The sequence below is a fragment of the Agrobacterium sp. 5Ca39 genome (genome assembly GCF_055382365.1).
In genome coordinates this window covers 1,916,506-1,932,951 of sequence record NZ_AP026437.1, presented here as the reverse complement: position 1 = coordinate 1,932,951, position 16,446 = coordinate 1,916,506, and the positions used below count along the sequence as shown (strand labels likewise).

16 protein-coding genes and 1 other RNA gene are annotated in these 16,446 nt (G+C 59.1%); 9 read left to right on the top strand and 8 right to left on the bottom strand.

Going from position 1 to position 16,446, the window contains the following annotated elements; translation table 11 throughout:
• Positions 1 to 212: 212 nt before the first annotated feature.
• Complete coding sequence (locus ACZ47E_RS22620) at positions 213 to 404, bottom strand: DUF1192 domain-containing protein (RefSeq protein WP_004445779.1); 192 nt, start codon at positions 402 to 404, stop codon at positions 213 to 215.
• Positions 401 to 1,690 (bottom strand): MFS transporter, encoded by a 1,290-nt coding sequence (locus ACZ47E_RS22615; RefSeq protein WP_004445776.1) that lies wholly within the window; start codon positions 1,688 to 1,690, stop codon positions 401 to 403. The genes ACZ47E_RS22620 and ACZ47E_RS22615 overlap by 4 nt, the downstream gene beginning before the upstream one ends.
• 137 nt (positions 1,691 to 1,827) lie before the next feature.
• Here ACZ47E_RS22615 and ACZ47E_RS22610 point away from each other — a divergent pair, with 137 nt between their 5' ends.
• A complete protein-coding gene (locus ACZ47E_RS22610; protein ID WP_004445774.1) occupies positions 1,828 to 1,983 on the top strand; it encodes a hypothetical protein in 156 nt (51 codons plus the stop codon).
• Positions 1,984 to 2,037: 54 nt separating this feature from the next.
• Here ACZ47E_RS22610 and ACZ47E_RS22605 read toward each other — a convergent pair whose 3' ends face one another.
• From ACZ47E_RS22605 to tkt, 5 genes are all read right to left on the bottom strand, one after another.
• The gene (locus tag ACZ47E_RS22605) at positions 2,038 to 3,063 is read right to left on the bottom strand and encodes a class I fructose-bisphosphate aldolase (protein ID WP_004445772.1); all 1,026 of its coding nucleotides are present in this window, start codon (positions 3,061 to 3,063) and stop codon (positions 2,038 to 2,040) included.
• Positions 3,064 to 3,254: 191 nt separating this feature from the next.
• Positions 3,255 to 4,457 (bottom strand): phosphoglycerate kinase, encoded by a 1,203-nt coding sequence (locus ACZ47E_RS22600; RefSeq protein WP_004445771.1) that lies wholly within the window; start codon positions 4,455 to 4,457, stop codon positions 3,255 to 3,257.
• Between the two features lie 67 nt (positions 4,458 to 4,524).
• Positions 4,525 to 6,390, bottom strand: coding sequence for a potassium/proton antiporter (locus ACZ47E_RS22595; RefSeq protein ID WP_464017176.1), 1,866 nt, complete (start codon positions 6,388 to 6,390; stop codon positions 4,525 to 4,527).
• A gap of 315 nt (positions 6,391 to 6,705) precedes the next feature.
• Positions 6,706 to 7,716 (bottom strand): type I glyceraldehyde-3-phosphate dehydrogenase, encoded by a 1,011-nt coding sequence (gene gap, locus ACZ47E_RS22590; RefSeq protein ID WP_004445768.1) that lies wholly within the window; start codon positions 7,714 to 7,716, stop codon positions 6,706 to 6,708.
• A gap of 62 nt (positions 7,717 to 7,778) precedes the next feature.
• Positions 7,779 to 9,761: a transketolase gene (tkt, locus tag ACZ47E_RS22585; RefSeq protein ID WP_022563050.1), complete on the bottom strand. Its 1,983-nt coding sequence runs from the start codon at positions 9,759 to 9,761 to the stop codon at positions 7,779 to 7,781.
• Between the two features lie 324 nt (positions 9,762 to 10,085).
• Here tkt and ACZ47E_RS22580 point away from each other — a divergent pair, with 324 nt between their 5' ends.
• The 7 genes from ACZ47E_RS22580 to ACZ47E_RS22550 all read left to right on the top strand — a co-directional run bounded on the left by ACZ47E_RS22580 (position 10,086) and on the right by ACZ47E_RS22550 (position 14,941).
• The gene (locus ACZ47E_RS22580) at positions 10,086 to 10,358 is read left to right on the top strand and encodes a DUF4164 domain-containing protein (RefSeq protein ID WP_004445765.1); all 273 of its coding nucleotides are present in this window, start codon (positions 10,086 to 10,088) and stop codon (positions 10,356 to 10,358) included.
• Between the two features lie 10 nt (positions 10,359 to 10,368).
• Entirely contained in the window at positions 10,369 to 10,746 is a 378-nt protein-coding gene (locus tag ACZ47E_RS22575) for a cell division protein ZapA (RefSeq protein WP_004445763.1), read from the top strand.
• A gap of 75 nt (positions 10,747 to 10,821) precedes the next feature.
• Positions 10,822 to 10,980: non-coding RNA, 6S RNA (ssrS, locus tag ACZ47E_RS22570), on the top strand.
• 229 nt (positions 10,981 to 11,209) lie between these two features.
• Entirely contained in the window at positions 11,210 to 12,472 is a 1,263-nt protein-coding gene (locus ACZ47E_RS22565; RefSeq protein WP_004445761.1) for a hemolysin family protein, read from the top strand.
• Positions 12,472 to 13,089 carry a 5-formyltetrahydrofolate cyclo-ligase gene (locus tag ACZ47E_RS22560; protein WP_022563048.1) on the top strand — a complete coding sequence of 206 codons (618 nt, stop codon included), beginning with the start codon at positions 12,472 to 12,474 and terminating at the stop codon, positions 13,087 to 13,089. Before ACZ47E_RS22565 ends, ACZ47E_RS22560 begins: the two co-directional genes overlap by 1 nt.
• Positions 13,090 to 13,161: 72 nt before the next feature.
• Complete coding sequence (locus ACZ47E_RS22555; RefSeq protein WP_004445757.1) at positions 13,162 to 13,986, top strand: TIGR00282 family metallophosphoesterase; 825 nt, start codon at positions 13,162 to 13,164, stop codon at positions 13,984 to 13,986.
• Between the two features lie 112 nt (positions 13,987 to 14,098).
• Positions 14,099 to 14,941 (top strand): MBL fold metallo-hydrolase, encoded by an 843-nt coding sequence (locus tag ACZ47E_RS22550; protein WP_034497294.1) that lies wholly within the window; start codon positions 14,099 to 14,101, stop codon positions 14,939 to 14,941.
• Positions 14,942 to 14,978: 37 nt separating this feature from the next.
• On the opposite strand, the gene ACZ47E_RS22545 is transcribed toward ACZ47E_RS22550, so the two are convergent.
• Entirely contained in the window at positions 14,979 to 15,482 is a 504-nt protein-coding gene (locus ACZ47E_RS22545) for a pyridoxamine 5'-phosphate oxidase family protein (RefSeq protein WP_278067638.1), read from the bottom strand.
• Between the two features lie 198 nt (positions 15,483 to 15,680).
• On the opposite strand from ACZ47E_RS22545, the gene ACZ47E_RS22540 reads away from it, so the two are divergent.
• Positions 15,681 to 16,427 carry a YebC/PmpR family DNA-binding transcriptional regulator gene (locus ACZ47E_RS22540; protein ID WP_004445751.1) on the top strand — a complete coding sequence of 249 codons (747 nt, stop codon included), beginning with the start codon at positions 15,681 to 15,683 and terminating at the stop codon, positions 16,425 to 16,427.
• Positions 16,428 to 16,446 lie beyond the last annotated feature (19 nt).

The window sequence follows — 16,446 nt, the reverse complement described above, 5'->3', positions numbered from 1 at the left end:
AGGTAAAACAGGGAGAAAAATCAGACCAATTCGCCGAATGGAGAAGATGCCTGAAATCCAGAAGAACTGGACATGTATAGTAATCTCTCAGAAAGCTTAATTTTTGGTTAATGGTAAACGAAAGACTGCCCCAAAACCTCTTATTTTGGAACGCACGTTGAACCGATTCTGCCGTTAGGCACGTGCGGGCCGGGTTTATTGGTCACTGCGCGTCAGGATCGGAAAAGATTCTCCGCCGCCTGTCTTCCCGCGGATTTCCGCTTTCTTTCCTCTTCAAGTCGGGTGATTTCGGCCTGGAGAAGCTCGATCCGGCTGTCCAGTTCGTCCACGGAGAGGAGGCTGAGATCGCTGCCAATCTGGTGTGCAGCGGGTTTTTGCGGGCGGTCGTCGTCAAAGAGGCTCATATGCCTGCTCCTTTTTCCACGTAGTCCCCATCCTCGCCGGGATATTGCGGCGCGCGCGGGTCAAGCGCAATACTCTCCGGTGTCACCAGCGGCGAAGGCGTCGTCGGCATCATCGTCGAGAAATTGTCTTTCTCGTCGGTTGAAAGCGCGGCGCGCCTGCGGCTTCTGATAATGGCATAGGCAGTAATCAAAATATGGGCGACGGCTGTGACCAGAAACAGCGCATAGGGCCCGGAATAGGTCATGACAGCGCCGCCGAGCGTCGGTCCGATAATGGTGCCGACGCCGTAAAGCAACAGCAACCCGCCTGAAACCTTGACGAAATCCTCGGACGCCGCAAAGTCGTTGGCGTGCGCCACGGCGATGGGATAGAGCGCATTGGCGGCTGCACCGTAGACGGCGATCATCGGAATCAGAACGTAGACGTGATGCGGCTGCACGGCTGCGACCGCAAGTCCCGCGACGGCGCCAAGCCCCGCGAGGCCAGCCAGCACGTAACGACGGTCTATCCTGTCCGAAAGGCGCCCCGCCGGGAACTGCGCCAATGCGCCGACGAAAATCGTGACGGACACCATGATGGCGATCATGGTCGGATCCAGGCCTGCCCGGGCACCGAAGACGGCGCCGAGCGTGCCGTACGCGCCGTTGGCGATGCCGATCATCAGAATGCCGACGAAGGAGACCGGGGAGTTACGATAGAGCGCCGGCAAATCCAGTTTCACCTTCTGCAAAGGCTGTGGACTGGCCGCCTTTGAAAGCGTTGCCGGCAGAATGGCGATGCAATAAATGATGCCGCAGATCATGAACAGCGAGGTATTGCTGATATCTCCCATCGGCACGATCATCTGTCCCGCCACGACGCCCAGAAGCGTGATGGCGATATAGAGCGAAAAGATCATGCCGCGGCTTTCGTTCGTGGCACGCTCGTTCAGCCAGCTTTCGATGATCATTGAGGTGCCGGCGGTGCAGAAGCCGGTAAGCGCACGTAGCGTAATCCACCAGACGTCATCAACGATGAGACCGGTCATGAGCACGGTCAGGCATACCAATGCGACGAAAGACGCAAAAGCCCGCACATGGCCAGCACGGCGCACGATGGCCGGCGCGACAAAACAACCAACAACGAAGCCCGCAGCCCAGGAGGTTCCGAGGAAACCAAGGATCTCGTTGGAGTAACCCTCTGCCGAGCCACGCACTGGCAGCACGAGGCCCTGAAGACCGTTGCCGAGAAAGAGAAACAGAGTGCTGGATAAAAGAGCGAATACGGGTAGAAGATTTCTGCTCATGACAACACTCTCATGCGTTCGGACGGACGGTCGGACAGGTCATACAACGGGAGTTACCCGAATGAGTTGCACTCTTCTGGTGAACGGTAAAAATGTCCAGCCTGTGACGATGCAGAAATAAAGAAAAGGCTCAATAAATGACGAAGGCGATCGGCCTTTTTTTACTGCTGGCCATGGCCGTCCAGATTATCCGGCCGCTCGGCCTGCCGGGGCTGAAGAAACGGGGCGATTGCTGGAAGATAGCGGTTGCCGCCTTTGTCATCTGGTCGGTAACGCTGCTTCTGCGCCCATAAGAAAAAGCCGCCCCGGGAGGCGGCTTTCATTCACTAAAGCTCTGGAGCGAAGCCTCAGGCTGCCTTTTCGAGTTCCTGCTTCCAGTTGCCCTTGGCCGCCAGACTGTTCATGGCGGCGCGGTGCGTGAAGGCGCGCTGGCCGGCAGCGACATTCTCCTGCTTGCCGCCCCAGGTCTTGAGGGCCGTATCCTGAAGCGCGCGGCCGTAGGAGTAGGTGAGAGACCAGGGCAGGTCATAACCGGAATTCATGGCGGAGAGATGCGCCGTTGCCTCTTCGGAGGACTGGCCGCCGGAAAGGAAGGCAATGCCCGGAACGGCGGAAGGTACGGTCGCCTTCAGGACCTTCACGGTCTTTTCCGCCACTTCCTCGACGGAAGCCTTGCGGGCCTTCTTGCCGTCGATGATCATGTTCGGCTTGAGGATCATGCCTTCGAGGTTCACGCGGGCGTCGAAGAGGTCCGCGAAGACGGTCTGCAGAACCCATTGCGTGACTTCCGCGCAGCGGTCGATGTCGTGCGTGCCCGGCTCGCCGTCCATCAGGACTTCAGGCTCAACGATCGGCACGATATCCGCCTGCTGGCAGAGAGCGGCATAACGGGCGAGCGACTGGGAGTTTGCCTTGATCGAACCCCAGCTCGGGCGCTGTTCACCGATGGTGATGACGCCACGCCACTTGGCGAAGCGCGCACCGGCTTCATGGTACTTGCGCAGGCGCTCATAAAGACCGTCGAGGCCTTCGGTAATGAATTCATGCGGGTGGAAGGCCATCGGCTTGGCGCCGATATCCACCTTGATCCCCGGCAGGCTGCCAGCCGCCTTGATGATATCAACGAAAGGTGTGCCGTCGGCAGCCTTCTGGAACAGGGTCTCTTCATAGAGAATGACGCCGGAGATATATTTCTTCATGGCGTCGTCGGAACGGAACAGCATCTCGCGATAGTCGCGGCGGGCGGTCTCGGTGGACTCCAGATTGATGCTGTCGAAACGCTTTTTGATCGTTCCCGTGGATTCGTCGGCGGCGAGCAGGCCCTTGCCGTCGGCGACCATTTTGATTGCGATGTCTTCGAGACGTTCGGTCATTTGCTATTCTCCCAAGGCACAATAAATTTCCGATAACAGAAGTTCCAGGGCAGGGAAATGGCACGCTAACTCATTGAAACGATTGAAATGATTTCAATCGTTTGAAACTTTTCCTCCCGCGTGCACTTACCAAAAGACGAGGCCGGACAAGCATCGCTTGTCCGGCCTCGTGTCAGGCAAGTGAGATAAGTTTACTTGGCGGCGGTCAGGATGGCAACGCCCGGCAGTTCCTTGCCTTCCATCCATTCAAGGAAGGCGCCGCCGGCGGTCGAAACATAGGAGAAATCCTCGGAAACGCCGGCATGGTTGAGCGCGGCCACGGTGTCGCCGCCGCCTGCGACGGAGACGAGCTTGCCGGCCTTCGTGCATTCGGCGGCATGTTTTGCGGCAGCCACGGTGGCTGCATCGAAGGGTTCTATTTCGAAGGCGCCGAGCGGCCCGTTCCAGACCAGCGTTTCCGCGCGTGAAATCCAGGCCTTGATGCTTTCAACCGACTTCGGGCCGACATCGAGCACCATGGCGTCAGCGGGAATGGCATTGATGTCGACCGTTTCACTGGCCGCACCGGCCTTGAATTCGCGGGCAACGACGCCGTCTTCCGGCAGCACGATGGCACAGCCGGAAGTCGCGGCCTCGATCATGATCTGCTTTGCGGTTTCGGCCAGATCGTGCTCGCAGAGCGATTTTCCAACCTGGGCGCCACGGGCGGCGAGGAAGGTGTTGGCCATGCCGCCGCCGATGACGAGGGCATCGACCTTCTTGACGAGGTTCATCAGAAGATCGATTTTGCTTGAAACCTTCGCGCCGCCGACGATGGCGACGACGGGACGCACCGGCTGGCCGAGGCCCTTTTCCAGAGCCTCAAGCTCTGCCTGCATGGTGCGGCCGGCATAGGCGGGCAGGTGGCGGGCGAGGCCTTCGGTGGAGGCGTGGGCGCGATGCGCGGCGGAGAAGGCGTCATTGACATAGATATCGCCATTGGCCGCCAGAGCCTCGACGAAGGTGGGATCGTTCTTTTCTTCGCCCTTGTGGAAGCGCGTGTTTTCCAGAAGCAGGATATCGCCGTCATTCAGTTTCGCAACGGCTTCCGCCGCCGGCGCGCCGATGCAGTCGGACGCGAAGGAGACGGCATGGTCCAGCACTTCCTCAACTGCCGGTACGATCTGGGAAAGCGACATGTCAGCCACGGGTTCGCCCTTCGGACGGCCAAAATGGGCAAGCAGAATAACCTTTGCGCCCTTCTTGGAAAGTTCCAGAATGGTCGGCGCGACCCGCTCGATACGGGTCTTGTCCGTAACTTTGCCATCCGCGACCGGCACGTTGAGATCAACGCGGACGAGAACGCGCTTTCCGGCAATGTCGTTGAGGTCATCGATGGTCTTGAAAGCGGGCATAGGTCGATCCTGATTTGTTGCGAGTTCGGCAGGGACCATACTATGCCTGATTGCCGACGCAAGCCGGTCAGGCTTCATTTTCTCTCACGGTGTTTGAAGGTGCGACCACGTCTTGTGCGGTAGCGGTGGAACGCGAGTGACGCCGCTGCGCCAGATAGTCGCGCACCCGTTTGAAAATTTCCGAGAAGCTGATGAAGATCGGCAGGGTGGTAGCCGGTTCGACCGGCTCCAGCGAAATTCCGACACCCGCTATCGCCTCATGGTCGTCCAAAGTCCGCACGATCAGGACGATGGAGCCGAGGCGCACGCGGTCGGCATAATCGGCCCGTCCGGCAAGACGTGTCTCGATGAGTTCTGCGATGCTCATTGCCTGTTCTGCTGGCGCAAGCAGGCCGGGACCATAGGCGGCATCAAGCTCCTTCGCCGGCCGGGCGGGAGAGATCGCGAAGGTGCCGAAGAAATCGGCGTCGTCATCGGCGACGGGCAGGGCGCTCGCGAAGAGCCGGTCGATCAGGCGGGAATAACCGGGGGCGATGAAGAGATAGACAAGATCATTTTCACGCAGTCGCCCGGCATATTGGTAGCGAATCGATTTACCGTCACGCACCACCAACGAAGGCATCGCCCAGCGGGGAATGCGCTCGCCCTGCAGGATGGCGCTGCCCTTTGCCACGCGGTAGGAAATCAGTTCGTGATTGGCCGTGCCGGGAAGGTCAACCTCCAGCTTGTCCACCTCGCCCATGCGCGGCGGCACGATCAGCCCCAGCCTTGTTGCCACCGGTTTGATTGTCCAGCCCTGCACGAGGAGCGATACCAGCACGATGATGAAGGCGGCATTGAAATATATCTGGGCGTCATCAAGTCCGCCGAGGATGGGCATGATGGCAAGCAGGATGGAGACGGCGCCGCGCAGGCCCACCCAGGCGACGAAAGAGGTTTCCTGTTGGGTGTAGTTAAACGGCATGAGGCTGAGCCAGACCGCGAGCGGACGGGCGACGAAGATCAGGAACAGCGCCAGCAGGATGGCTGGAATTGCGATTGCAGGAAACTGCGACGGCGTGGCAAGCAGGCCGAGCATCAGGAACATGATGATCTGTGCCAGCCACGTCAGCCCTTCGTGGAAGCGACGGATCGTTTCCTTGGCGAAGATCCTGCGATTGCCGGCGACAATGCCGGCGACATAGACCGCCAGAAAGCCGCTGCCGCCAATCGTGCCGGTGAAGGAAAACACGAGCAGCGCCAGCGCAAGCACAAAGATCGGCGCCAGCCCGCGATCGGCGGCAAAACGGTTGACCACGGCGGCGATCATGAGACCGCCCAGCACGCCGACGATCACACCAAGGCCCATTTCCTCAACAAAAAGCAGTAGAAAACCGCTGTCGATACCGGCCAGGCCCTGTCCTTTGGCGATGATCTCGACCAGGGCGACTGTGAGGAAGATGGCCATTGGATCGTTGGTACCGGATTCGACCTCCAGCGTGGAGCGCACCTGATCGCGGATGTGGATGCCGCCGATGCGCAGCAGGAAAAACACCGCTGCCGCATCGGTGGAGGCGACGATGGCACCGAGCAGCAGGCCCTCTAGCCAGGAGAGCCCGAGCAGGAGGGCGGCTGCGCCCGCGAAAAAGACGGATGTGAGAATAACGCCGACCGTGGCAAGCGCCATTGCCGGTGCCGCGGAAAGCCGGAAAGACTGGATCGACGTGCCAAACCCGGAGTCGAACAGGATGACGGCAAGTACCAGCGAACCGAGCATATAGGCGAGAGGGTTGTTGGTGAATTCGATACCGAGTCCGTCCACACCCGCCGCAAGTCCAATCACAAGGAAAAGCAGCAGCAGCGGCGCGCCGAAGCGGTAGGCGATGAGGCTCGAGAAGGCAGCGACGAGGACAAGAACAGTTGCCACCAGCAACAACAGATAAAATGATTCCACGTCCACCGCCTCTTTCACGCCGCGCTGGCCACCGCAATGATTGCTCTGCACGTTCGCAGTCAATGCGCCACGGGTTGCGGTCTGTCAGCGCTCGGTCGGCGGCGTTGAAAGGTAACGCAAGGCGGGGTGTATCGAAAGATACGGCAGGGCCGAAGTGCATTGCGCACGACCGTTATCCCTGAGTCCCTTGTCCGTTTCAAAATGGACCAGACAAAGGCAGGAAATTGAAAACATGGCGGCACTGTAGAGGAAAACCGGGAATAAAAAATCCGGCGGGATCGCTCCCGCCGGAATGCATCGACTGATGGGTATTCGTTAGATGGTCTTCGCGAAGGCGACAGCCGTATCCGACATGCGGTTGGAGAAGCCCCACTCGTTGTCGTACCAGGACAGGACGCGCACGAAGTTGCCTTCCATGACCTTGGTCTGGTCATTGGCGAAGATCGACGAGTGGCTGTCGTGGTTGAAATCGCGGGAAACCAGCGGCTCGTCGGTATAGCCAAGGATGCCCTTCAGCTGGCCGTCGGAAGCCGCCTTGATGGCTGCGTTGATTTCGGCAACCGTCGTGCTCTTCTTGGCCACGAACTTGAAGTCGACGACCGACACGTTCGGGGTCGGAACGCGGATCGACGTGCCGTCAAGCTTGCCCTTGAGGTGTGGCAGGACGAGGCCAACAGCCTTTGCGGCGCCTGTCGAGGTCGGGATCATGGACAGGGCTGCAGCGCGGGCGCGGTACAGATCCTTGTGCATGGTGTCCAGCGTCGGCTGGTCGCCGGTGTAGGAGTGGATCGTGGTCATGAAGCCATGATCGATGCCAACGGCGTCATCGAGAACCTTCACGACCGGCACGAGGCAGTTGGTGGTGCAGGATGCGTTGGAGATGACGAGGTGATCTTTCGTCAGCTGGTCATGGTTGACACCGAAGACGACGGTGAGGTCGGCGCCGTCAGCGGGAGCCGAAACGATGACGCGCTTGGCGCCGGCCGTCAGATGGGCAGCAGCCTTGTCGCGGGCCGTGAAGATGCCGGTGCACTCAAGCGCGATGTCGACGCCGAGTTCCTTGTGCGGCAGCGTTGCCGGGTCGCGAACGGCCGTCACCTTGATCGGCTTGCCACCGCCAACGATGATGGTGTCGCCTTCGACCTTGACGTCGGCCGGGAACTTGCCGTGGATCGAATCGTAGCGCAGCAGGTGAGCGTTGGTTTCAACCGGGCCGAGGTCGTTGATGGCGACGACTTCGATATCGGTGCGGCCGGATTCGACGATGGCGCGCAAAACATTGCGGCCGATGCGGCCGAAGCCGTTAATGGCAACTTTTACAGTCATTTACAGTCTCCCGATCAAGAATGGGCTTGGTCTTTGCTGAATGGTGAGGGCTTGGGAAGCCCTTACGCAAGTTTTGCCTCGACTGCGGCGACGACAGCTTCTGCCGTGATACCGAAGTGCTTGAAGAGATCCTTCGCCGGGGCGGACGCTCCAAAGGAGTGCATGCCGACGAAAGCGCCATCGTTACCGATGAAGTAATCCCAGCCCTGGCGGATGGCGGCTTCCACCGCGATCTTGACCGGAGCCTTGCCGATGATGGCGTTGCGATAGGTTTCCGGCTGTTCCTTGAAGAGTTCGAAGCAGGGAACGGAAACGACGCGGGCGGATACGCCCTTGTCCTTCAGCGTTGCGGCCGCTTTCAGAGCCACTTCGACCTCCGAACCGGAAGCGAAGATCGAAACCTTGGCGTCGCTGGCGGAAACGAGTTCGTAGGCGCCGTAAGCAGACAGGTTCTTCTCTTCATATTCCTTGCGCGAAGGTGCAAGGTTCTGGCGTGTTAGGGCCAGCGCAGACGGACGATGCTTCTGTTCCAGCGCCAGCTGCCAGCATTCCGCCGCCTCGGTCTCATCCGCCGGGCGGAAGACGAGCAGGTTCGGAATGGCGCGAAGGGCAGCGATCTGCTCCACCGGCTGGTGGGTCGGGCCGTCTTCGCCAACGCCGATGGAATCATGCGTCAGAACGTGGACGACGCGGATGCCCATGAGCGCGGCAAGACGGATCGACGGACGGCAGTAGTCCGAGAAGATCAGGAAGCCGCCCGCATAAGGAATGAGACCGCCATGCAGTGCGATGCCGTTCATGGCAGCAGCCATGCCGTGCTCGCGGATGCCGTAGTGCAGGTAACGGCCGGAGAAGTCCGTCGGCGTGATGGACTTCATCTGGCTGGTCTTGGTGTTGTTGGACGGCGTCAGGTCGGCAGAACCGCCGATCATTTCCGGCAGCACGCCGTTAATGACTTCGAGCGAGTCTTCCGAGGCCTTGCGGGTCGCAACGGTCGGATTGTTCTCGATGATCTTCTTCTTGAAAGCATCGATCGAGCTATCGAAATTGCCCGTCAGGTCGCCGGCGAAGCGGCGCTTGAACTCGGCTTTCTTGCCGGCCTCAGCGGCTTCGAGGCGGGCTTCCCAGTCCTGACGCGTCTTGGTGGAGCGCAGACCGGCAAGACGCCATGCATCCAGGACGTCTTCCGGAATGACGAAAGCTTCGGCTTCCCAGTTCAGGCTCTTGCGGGCCGCAGCGATTTCTTCTGCGCCGAGCGGGTTGCCGTGAACCTTATGGGTGCCCTGCTTGTTGGGCGCGCCGAAACCGATGACGGTCTTGCAGGCGATGAAGGTCGGGCGGTCCGATTTCTGCGCGGCTTCGATGGCAGCGGCGATCGCATCCGGATCATGGCCGTCGACACGGATGGTGTTCCAGTGAACCGCCTGGAAACGGGCAATCTGGTCGGTGCTGTCGGAGAGGCCAACTTCGCCGTCGATGGTGATGTTGTTGTCATCCCAGAAGAGAACGAGCTTGTTAAGCTTCAAATGGCCGGCAAGCGCGATGGCTTCGTGGCTGATGCCTTCCATGAGGCAGCCGTCGCCGCACAGTACATAAGTGAAGTGGCTCTGCAGGTCGGAGCCGAACTCCTCTTCCAGCTTGCGTTCGGCGATTGCCATGCCCACGGCGTTGGCGATGCCCTGGCCGAGCGGACCGGTGGTCGTTTCGATGCCGGTGGCGTGGCCATATTCAGGATGGCCAGCGGTCTTTGAACCGAATTGACGGAAACGCTTGATCTCGTCGATCGTCATGTCCTCGTAGCCCGTAAGATAGAGCAGCGAGTAAAGAAGCATCGAACCATGACCTGCCGACAGCACGAAACGGTCGCGATCCGGCCAGAGCGGCGCCTTGGGATCGAATTTCAGGTAACGGGTGAAGAGAACGGTGGCGACATCAGCGGCGCCCATCGGCAGACCGGGATGGCCTGAGTTGGCCTTCTCCACTGCATCCATGGCAAGAAAGCGGATCGCATTTGCCATCCGGTTGTGTTTGTCGCGAGAAATCATGGCTTTTCCGTCTGTTTCCGGGTGAAAGGAGATAGTTTTACGCAACTATCCAAAAAGCGGGTTGATCCATAGCAGGTGAGGCAGGCAAGTCAATAAATCGACGGGCAATTGCGGTTCTGCGGTCGATAAAAATCGTTTCGCAAAGCGGGGGCTGGAACGGATTTCGTGTCCCGTCCGGCCCGGTTTCTTCGTTCATCCACAGAGCAAAACGCCACAATGCACTGGTTTGATTGACGGGATGGTAAATCGGGTAATAACCTCGTGAGCGTTTAAATGGCCTGAAACCGGACGATTCGGCCGGTGGCGTGCGAGTTGGAAAAAACGATGTCGGCTGAGAAGACCTTACAATCTGCGCTGACGGAGCTGAATGCTGCCATCACAAATCTCGAAAATGCCATCGATATGCGTATCGAGCGGCAGAGAGAGACCGGCGAGATCGATAACGAGGTGAAGCGCGTCCATGTCGACCGCGCCAGACTGGCGCAGGAACTGGACCAGGCCGAGTTTCGCGCTAACCGTCTTGAAGAAGTCAATCGCGAGGTTTCGCGCCGGCTGGTGACGGCCATGGAGACGATCCGCGCGGTGCTGGATCGATAGGAGCGGTATCATGGCGCAAGTTACTGTTATGATCGACGGAAAGGCCTATCGCATGGCGTGCGAAGCAGGCCAGGAAGACCACCTGACCGACCTTGCCACCCGTTTCGACCGGTATGTGGGGCATCTCAAGAGCCAGTTCGGAGAGATCGGCGACCTGAGGCTAACGGTAATGGCTGGTATCATGGTGATGGACGAGCTTTCCGAGCTCAACCGCAAGATCGAGAAGCTGGAAGGTGAGGTCGCATCCCTCTCCCGCAATCGCGATGGCATGGCCGAGCACAAGGCGAAGTCGGATGAGATGGTGGCGCTTGCCATCGGCGATCTGGCCGACCGGCTGAACGGCATTACCGAAAAATTGCTGGACCGCCCAAAACCGGCGGCACACTGATCGTCCGGAATCCGAAGCGATAAAATTTCGCTCTGCGCCTCTGGCGGTTTTTACCGATCCGTCCTATATCTTGAATGCGTTCTGCGCTTCTCGACAGGAACCACAATCCCTGGGGCCATACTCGATCCAAAGGGAGCTGTCCCTGGCCAGTCCCGTGGGGCTGGACACACGGTGCCCACCTACTTTTGTAGGCACCCAGGATCGTAAATCTCCATCGGTCGCCGTGGAACGCGCTTGAAGTTTCGGGACAATTCCGATGCTTCCCTGTACCCTCGATATAGTCGACAGTCATTTTTCATAACTGCCGGGCACGGCTTTTTTATATTCCTGTCATTGCAATGGCGGAACAATTCCCTATTATCCGGATTGGTATGTCTGTCATGCCCTTTAAAAAGGGGCGCTGCGGCCAAAACCGCGACGTGCCGTTCAACAGCCCAAAGAGCTAAACTTGTTTACTGAAATTATGATCGTGGTCCTGCTCACCGTATTGAACGGTGTGCTTGCCATGTCCGAGCTTGCCGTTGTCTCCTCCAGACCGGCGAGGCTAAAGGTGCTTGCCACGCAAGGCAGCAAGGGCGCCACACAGGCGCTCAGCCTTTCCGAAAACCCCGGACGCTTTCTTTCTACAGTGCAGATCGGCATCACGCTGGTCGGCGTCCTCTCGGGCGCATTTTCCGGCGCCACGCTCGGTGCCCGCTTTACGGCGTGGCTTCTGGAGCAGGGTGTTCCTGACCGTGCGGCCGATGCAATTGGCGTCGGCTCGGTCGTCGTCGCCATTACTTATCTGTCGCTGATCGTCGGCGAACTGGTGCCAAAGCAGATTGCGTTGCGCGATCCTGAAAAGATTGCCGCGCGTGTTGCGCCTACCATGATGCTGCTGTCCAAGGTCGGCGCGCCGCTGGTGTGGCTGCTCGACCGGTCGGGTAAGGCCATTCTGGCGCTTCTCGGCCATAGTGGCGAATCCAACGCGTCGGTTACCGACGATGAAATTCGCACCGTTCTGGCCGAAGCCCATAGCGCCGGCGTGATCGAGACCGAAGAATCGGCGATGATCACCAGCGTCATGCGCCTTGCTGACCGCAACGCGCGCGGCCTGATGACGCCGCGTCGCGACGTGGAAGTGGTCGATATCGAAGACAGCGCCGAGGAAATCCGCGAGCAGCTTCGCGGGACGCAGCGTTCGCGCCTGCCGGTGCGCAACGGCGCGTCCGACGAAATTCTTGGCGTGCTTTTCGCCAAGGACGCCTTCGATGCGCTGGCCTCCGGCAAGGAGCTCAACATTCGTGAGCTTCTGCGCGAGGTGCCCGTCGTGTCCGACCTGACGAGCGCCGTTGACGTCATCCAGTCGTTGCGTCGCTCCACCGTGCACATGGTCCTCGTTTATGACGAGTACGGCCATTTCGAAGGTATCATCAGCTCCGGCGACGTGCTGGAGGCCATTACCGGTGCCTTTCAGGAAGATGACGACGAAGAGCCGGCCATGGTCGAGCGCGAGGACGGTTCGTTCCTCGTTGCCGGCTGGATGCCTGCCGATGAGTTCGCTTATCGCATGGGCTTCCAGATCAATGAGGACGCCGAGTTCGAGACCGTCGCCGGACTTGTCCTGGACGAGTTCCGTCGCCTGCCGGAACTGGGTGAACATGTAACCCGCAACGGCTGGCGTTTCGAGGTCATCGACCTTGATGGTCACCGCATCGACAAGGTTCTCGTGAGCCGGGCCGCCTGATGCCCGGTGACGTTGCCGAAAAAGCAAGGTTGCGCGGCGAACGGCTCGCCGCGCGAGATGCTCTGACGCTGGCGGAACGGCACGAGAAGAGCCAGTCCATTACCGCCCACGGTGCCGCGGATATTCCCCTTGTGCCGGGGACCGTCATCTCCGGCTTCATGCCGATCCGCTCGGAGGCGGATACCCGTCCGCTGATGGAAGCGTTGCGGGCAAGGGGTGGACGTCTCGTCCTTCCCGTTGTGCTGGATCGTGAAACCATTGTCTTCAGGGCTTTCGAGAGGGATACGCCGCTGGTGAAGACCGGCTTCGGCACGACCGGTCCGGGTGAGGATGCGGAGCTTCTCGATCCCGATATACTGCTCGTACCTCTGTCCGTCTTCGATGGACACGGGCAACGGGTTGGTTATGGCGCAGGCCATTATGACCGCGCCATCGCGCGGTTGCACGCCAAGGGCAAACAGCCCGTTCTCATCGGTGTCGCCTTTGACTGTCAGGAAGTGGCAGACATCCCCGCGGAACCGCACGATGTCTCGCTTCACGCCATTCTGACAGAAAGCGGTCTGCGCTGGTTTTCAGCCCCGTTGTCGATCTCCGATAGTGGGCAAAAGGCGCTTTAGCACTTTTTAAAAGATTGATTACCCGTTAGAGGGGACGAAATATCGAAACATGCGCAAGATCGGGGCGGGTGAATGAGGCTTCTTTTTCTCGGAGACATGGTTGGCAAGACCGGACGCACGGCTGTCTGGGAGCGATTGCCGGGGCTGATTTCCGATCTGAAGCTGGATTTCGTCATCGTCAACGGTGAGAATGCTGCTGGTGGTTTCGGTATCACCGAGGATATCTATCTCGAGACCATCAATGCCGGTGCCGATGTTGTCACCACCGGCAATCACGTCTGGGATCAGAAAGAGGCGGTTTCCTTCTGCGAGCGCCATGACCAGTTCCTGCGGCCCGCCAATTACCCCGAGGGTACGCCGGGCAAGGGCTCGGGCATTTTTTATGCCCGCAACGGCGCACGCATATTGGTCGCCAACATCATGGGGCGGGTCTTCATGCATCCGGAGCTGGACGACCCCTTCAAGTCGGCGGAAAGCATTCTTGCTGCCTGCCCGCTGAAGGAACAGGCGGATGCCATCATCTTCGATTTTCACGCCGAGGCGACCAGCGAGAAACAGTGCTTCGGACATTTCGTGGATGGCCGTGCAAGCTTCGTCGTCGGCACCCACACCCATGTTCCGACGGCTGACGCACAGATATTGAACGGCGGAACCGCCTACATGTCGGATGCGGGCATGTGCGGCGATTATGACAGTTCACTCGGAATGGACAAGGAAGAGCCGATCAACCGCTTTATCTCCAAGATGCCGAAGGGCCGCTTTGAGGCCGCGAGCGGGCCTGCCACGATCTGCGGTGTCGGGGTGGAGATTTCCGACCGGACTGGGCTTGCGGAAAAAATTGCGCCGCTGCGCATCGGGCCGCGACTTTCGGAAACGCTGCCTTCCTTCTGGGTTTGATCCCGCCGAAGCGTTCACAATGACGAGAGTGCCAGCCTTCAGTTGCTGATGTAACTGGACGCTCGGCAAAACCTGTCCCATCCTCTCAGCTTCGCAAGTTCAGGGGAGTGGCATGATGCTGCGCGTGCTAATGCTTGCAATAACAGGATTGATCGCCTGTTCGGGAGCGGCCTTCTCCCAGTCGGCGAGCCGTCCTCCCGTCAGCCAGTGCCAGGCGATCGCCAGCGCCATTCCGGGCGTGATGTTCGCGCGCTTCGATGCGCGCAATGTTCAGCTGGCTCAGGCCACGGCGAAGGAAGAGGTGAAAATCAGCTTCATCGGCCACTCCACCTACCTGATCGAAAGTCCCGGCGGGGTAACGATTGCCACGGATTATAACGGTGTCTATCGCCCTCCCGTCATGCCGACGGTGGTGACCATGAACCGGGCGCATTCAACACATTTCACCCTTAATCCGGACCCGGCCATTCAATATGTGCTGCATGGCTGGAGCGATACGCCGGGAGAAAAAGCCGAGCACAAGGTGCTCGTGGGCGACGTTTACATCCGCAATGTCTCAACCGACATCCGCAACCGCTGGGGAGATTATGAGTCTTTTCAGGAAAACGGCAATTCCATCTTCATCTTCGAGGTTGCCGGGCTGTGTATCGGCCATCTCGGCCATCTGCATCATGAGTTGACGGACACGCATTATGCCGAGATCGGCCGCCTGGATGTGTTGATGGTGCCTGTCGATGGTGGTCTGACCATGGGGGCCGACAGCATGAGCAGGGTGGTCAAGCGCCTGCGCTCTGCGCTGATCCTGCCGATGCATCGCACCGGCCCGCCGCTGGAGCAGTTTCTGACCATGTTTGGCGAAAATTTCGCTATCGCCTATGCGAGCGATCCGGTCATCCGGGTCTCGATGAGAAACCTTCCCCGCCAGCCGCAGATACTGGTGCCGAAAGGCATGTAAATGGCGACGGGCGGGGAAAGGCTCGGGGAGCGGGTTCTCAGGCGAAGGTGAGGTGCTGGCGAACGCCGACGTCCGGCGTCTTGTCATCCGACATGTTTGCCTTGGCGATTTCCCAGCCGAATTTCAGCGTACGGTCCGTCGAAGCCCAGATATCGGCATCATCGACATGCAACGCCAGCATGGTCAGTTGCGGATCGCTCTTGCCGTGCTCGTACCAGGCGGCGGTGACTGAATTCCAGTATTCGTCGATCTTTGATTTGTCATCGCGCGCTTCGAGTACGCCCGAAAGGCAGGCGTGATAATCATGATCCTTGCCCACGAGGCAGAAATGCGCGCGGGATCCGGATTTGAGCGATTTTACCAGATCCGTGTCTTTTTTGGAAAAAAACCAGATCGTGTTGGTCTTGGGGTCAGCATGGGGCGCCATAGGCTGCATGTGACTGTGCAGGCCCTCAAGGCCGAGCATGCCGGCATGGACGGAATTGATCTCGTCCCAGAGCTGGCGGGCCGGGGCTTCTCTTGCTTCAGTCAGGCTGACCATATGTCTTCTCCTTCCGGTTTGGGGCTGCGGCGGAGTGGACAAGATGGCCTTCTCCGTCGCGTTCATGATCAGAACGAAGAGCGGATAAATCAGTTCCTTCTGTTGTTGCGGCAAGAGAAAGCGCCTGCGGGCTTGAACGATGAGCCTATCGCACTTATAAGGCCCGCAATCTCCAAATTACGATAAATCAGGTTTTCCATGGCTGGTCATTCACAGTTCAAGAACATCATGCACCGCAAGGGCAAGCAGGACTCCGTGCGGTCCAAAATGTTTTCCAAGCTTGCGCGCGAAATCACCGTTGCGGCCAAGACGGGCATGCCCGACCCGAACATGAACCCGCGCCTGCGTCTGGCCATCCAGAACGCCAAGGCCCAGTCCATGCCGAAAGACAATATCGAACGTGCCATCAAGAAGGCTGCGGGTGCCGAAGGCGAGAACTATGATGAGGTCCGCTACGAAGGCTACGGCCCTGGCGGCGTCGCCGTCATCGTCGAGGCGCTTACCGACAACCGTAACCGCACTGCCTCCAATGTACGATCCATCTTCACTAAGGCTGGTGGTGCGCTGGGTGAAACCGGATCGGTCTCCTTCTCCTTCGACCGTGTCGGCGAGATTTCCTATAAGGCGGAAGTCGGCGATGCAGACAAGGTGATGGAAGCGGCCATCGAGGCCGGTGCGGACGATGTTGAATCTTCCGAAGACGGCCACATCATCATCTGCGGTTTCGAAGCGATGAACGAGGTGTCCAAGGCGCTGGAAGGCGTGCTGGGCGAAGCCGAAAGCGTCAAGGCCATCTGGAAGCCGCAGAACACGGTACCTGTAGATGAAGAAAAGGCACAGTCGCTGATGAAACTCATCGACAACCTCGAGGACGATGACGACGTGCAGAACGTCTATTCGAACTTCGAAGTGTCGGAAGAAATTCTCGCCAAGCTTTCCGCCTGACGTTTTCACGTTCCTAAAA

What these genes read in the sequence shown, in the direction of transcription:
- ACZ47E_RS22600 (WP_004445771.1), bottom strand. Translation starts at nt 4,457, where the DNA reads ATGCCCGCTTTCAAGACCATCGATGACCTCAACGACATTGCCGGAAAG.
- ACZ47E_RS22620 (WP_004445779.1), bottom strand. Translation starts at nt 404, where the DNA reads ATGAGCCTCTTTGACGACGACCGCCCGCAAAAACCCGCTGCACACCAG.
- ACZ47E_RS22545 (WP_278067638.1), bottom strand. Translation starts at nt 15,482, where the DNA reads ATGGTCAGCCTGACTGAAGCAAGAGAAGCCCCGGCCCGCCAGCTCTGG.
- ACZ47E_RS22575 (WP_004445763.1), top strand. Translation starts at nt 10,369, where the DNA reads ATGGCGCAAGTTACTGTTATGATCGACGGAAAGGCCTATCGCATGGCG.
- ACZ47E_RS22555 (WP_004445757.1), top strand. Translation starts at nt 13,162, where the DNA reads ATGAGGCTTCTTTTTCTCGGAGACATGGTTGGCAAGACCGGACGCACG.
- ACZ47E_RS22605 (WP_004445772.1), bottom strand. Translation starts at nt 3,063, where the DNA reads ATGACCGAACGTCTCGAAGACATCGCAATCAAAATGGTCGCCGACGGC.
- ACZ47E_RS22615 (WP_004445776.1), bottom strand. Translation starts at nt 1,690, where the DNA reads ATGAGCAGAAATCTTCTACCCGTATTCGCTCTTTTATCCAGCACTCTG.
- ACZ47E_RS22565 (WP_004445761.1), top strand. Translation starts at nt 11,210, where the DNA reads ATGATCGTGGTCCTGCTCACCGTATTGAACGGTGTGCTTGCCATGTCC.
- ACZ47E_RS22540 (WP_004445751.1), top strand. Translation starts at nt 15,681, where the DNA reads ATGGCTGGTCATTCACAGTTCAAGAACATCATGCACCGCAAGGGCAAG.
- ACZ47E_RS22610 (WP_004445774.1), top strand. Translation starts at nt 1,828, where the DNA reads ATGACGAAGGCGATCGGCCTTTTTTTACTGCTGGCCATGGCCGTCCAG.
- ACZ47E_RS22550 (WP_034497294.1), top strand. Translation starts at nt 14,099, where the DNA reads ATGATGCTGCGCGTGCTAATGCTTGCAATAACAGGATTGATCGCCTGT.
- gap (WP_004445768.1), bottom strand. Translation starts at nt 7,716, where the DNA reads ATGACTGTAAAAGTTGCCATTAACGGCTTCGGCCGCATCGGCCGCAAT.
- ACZ47E_RS22560 (WP_022563048.1), top strand. Translation starts at nt 12,472, where the DNA reads ATGCCCGGTGACGTTGCCGAAAAAGCAAGGTTGCGCGGCGAACGGCTC.
- tkt (WP_022563050.1), bottom strand. Translation starts at nt 9,761, where the DNA reads ATGATTTCTCGCGACAAACACAACCGGATGGCAAATGCGATCCGCTTT.
- ACZ47E_RS22580 (WP_004445765.1), top strand. Translation starts at nt 10,086, where the DNA reads ATGTCGGCTGAGAAGACCTTACAATCTGCGCTGACGGAGCTGAATGCT.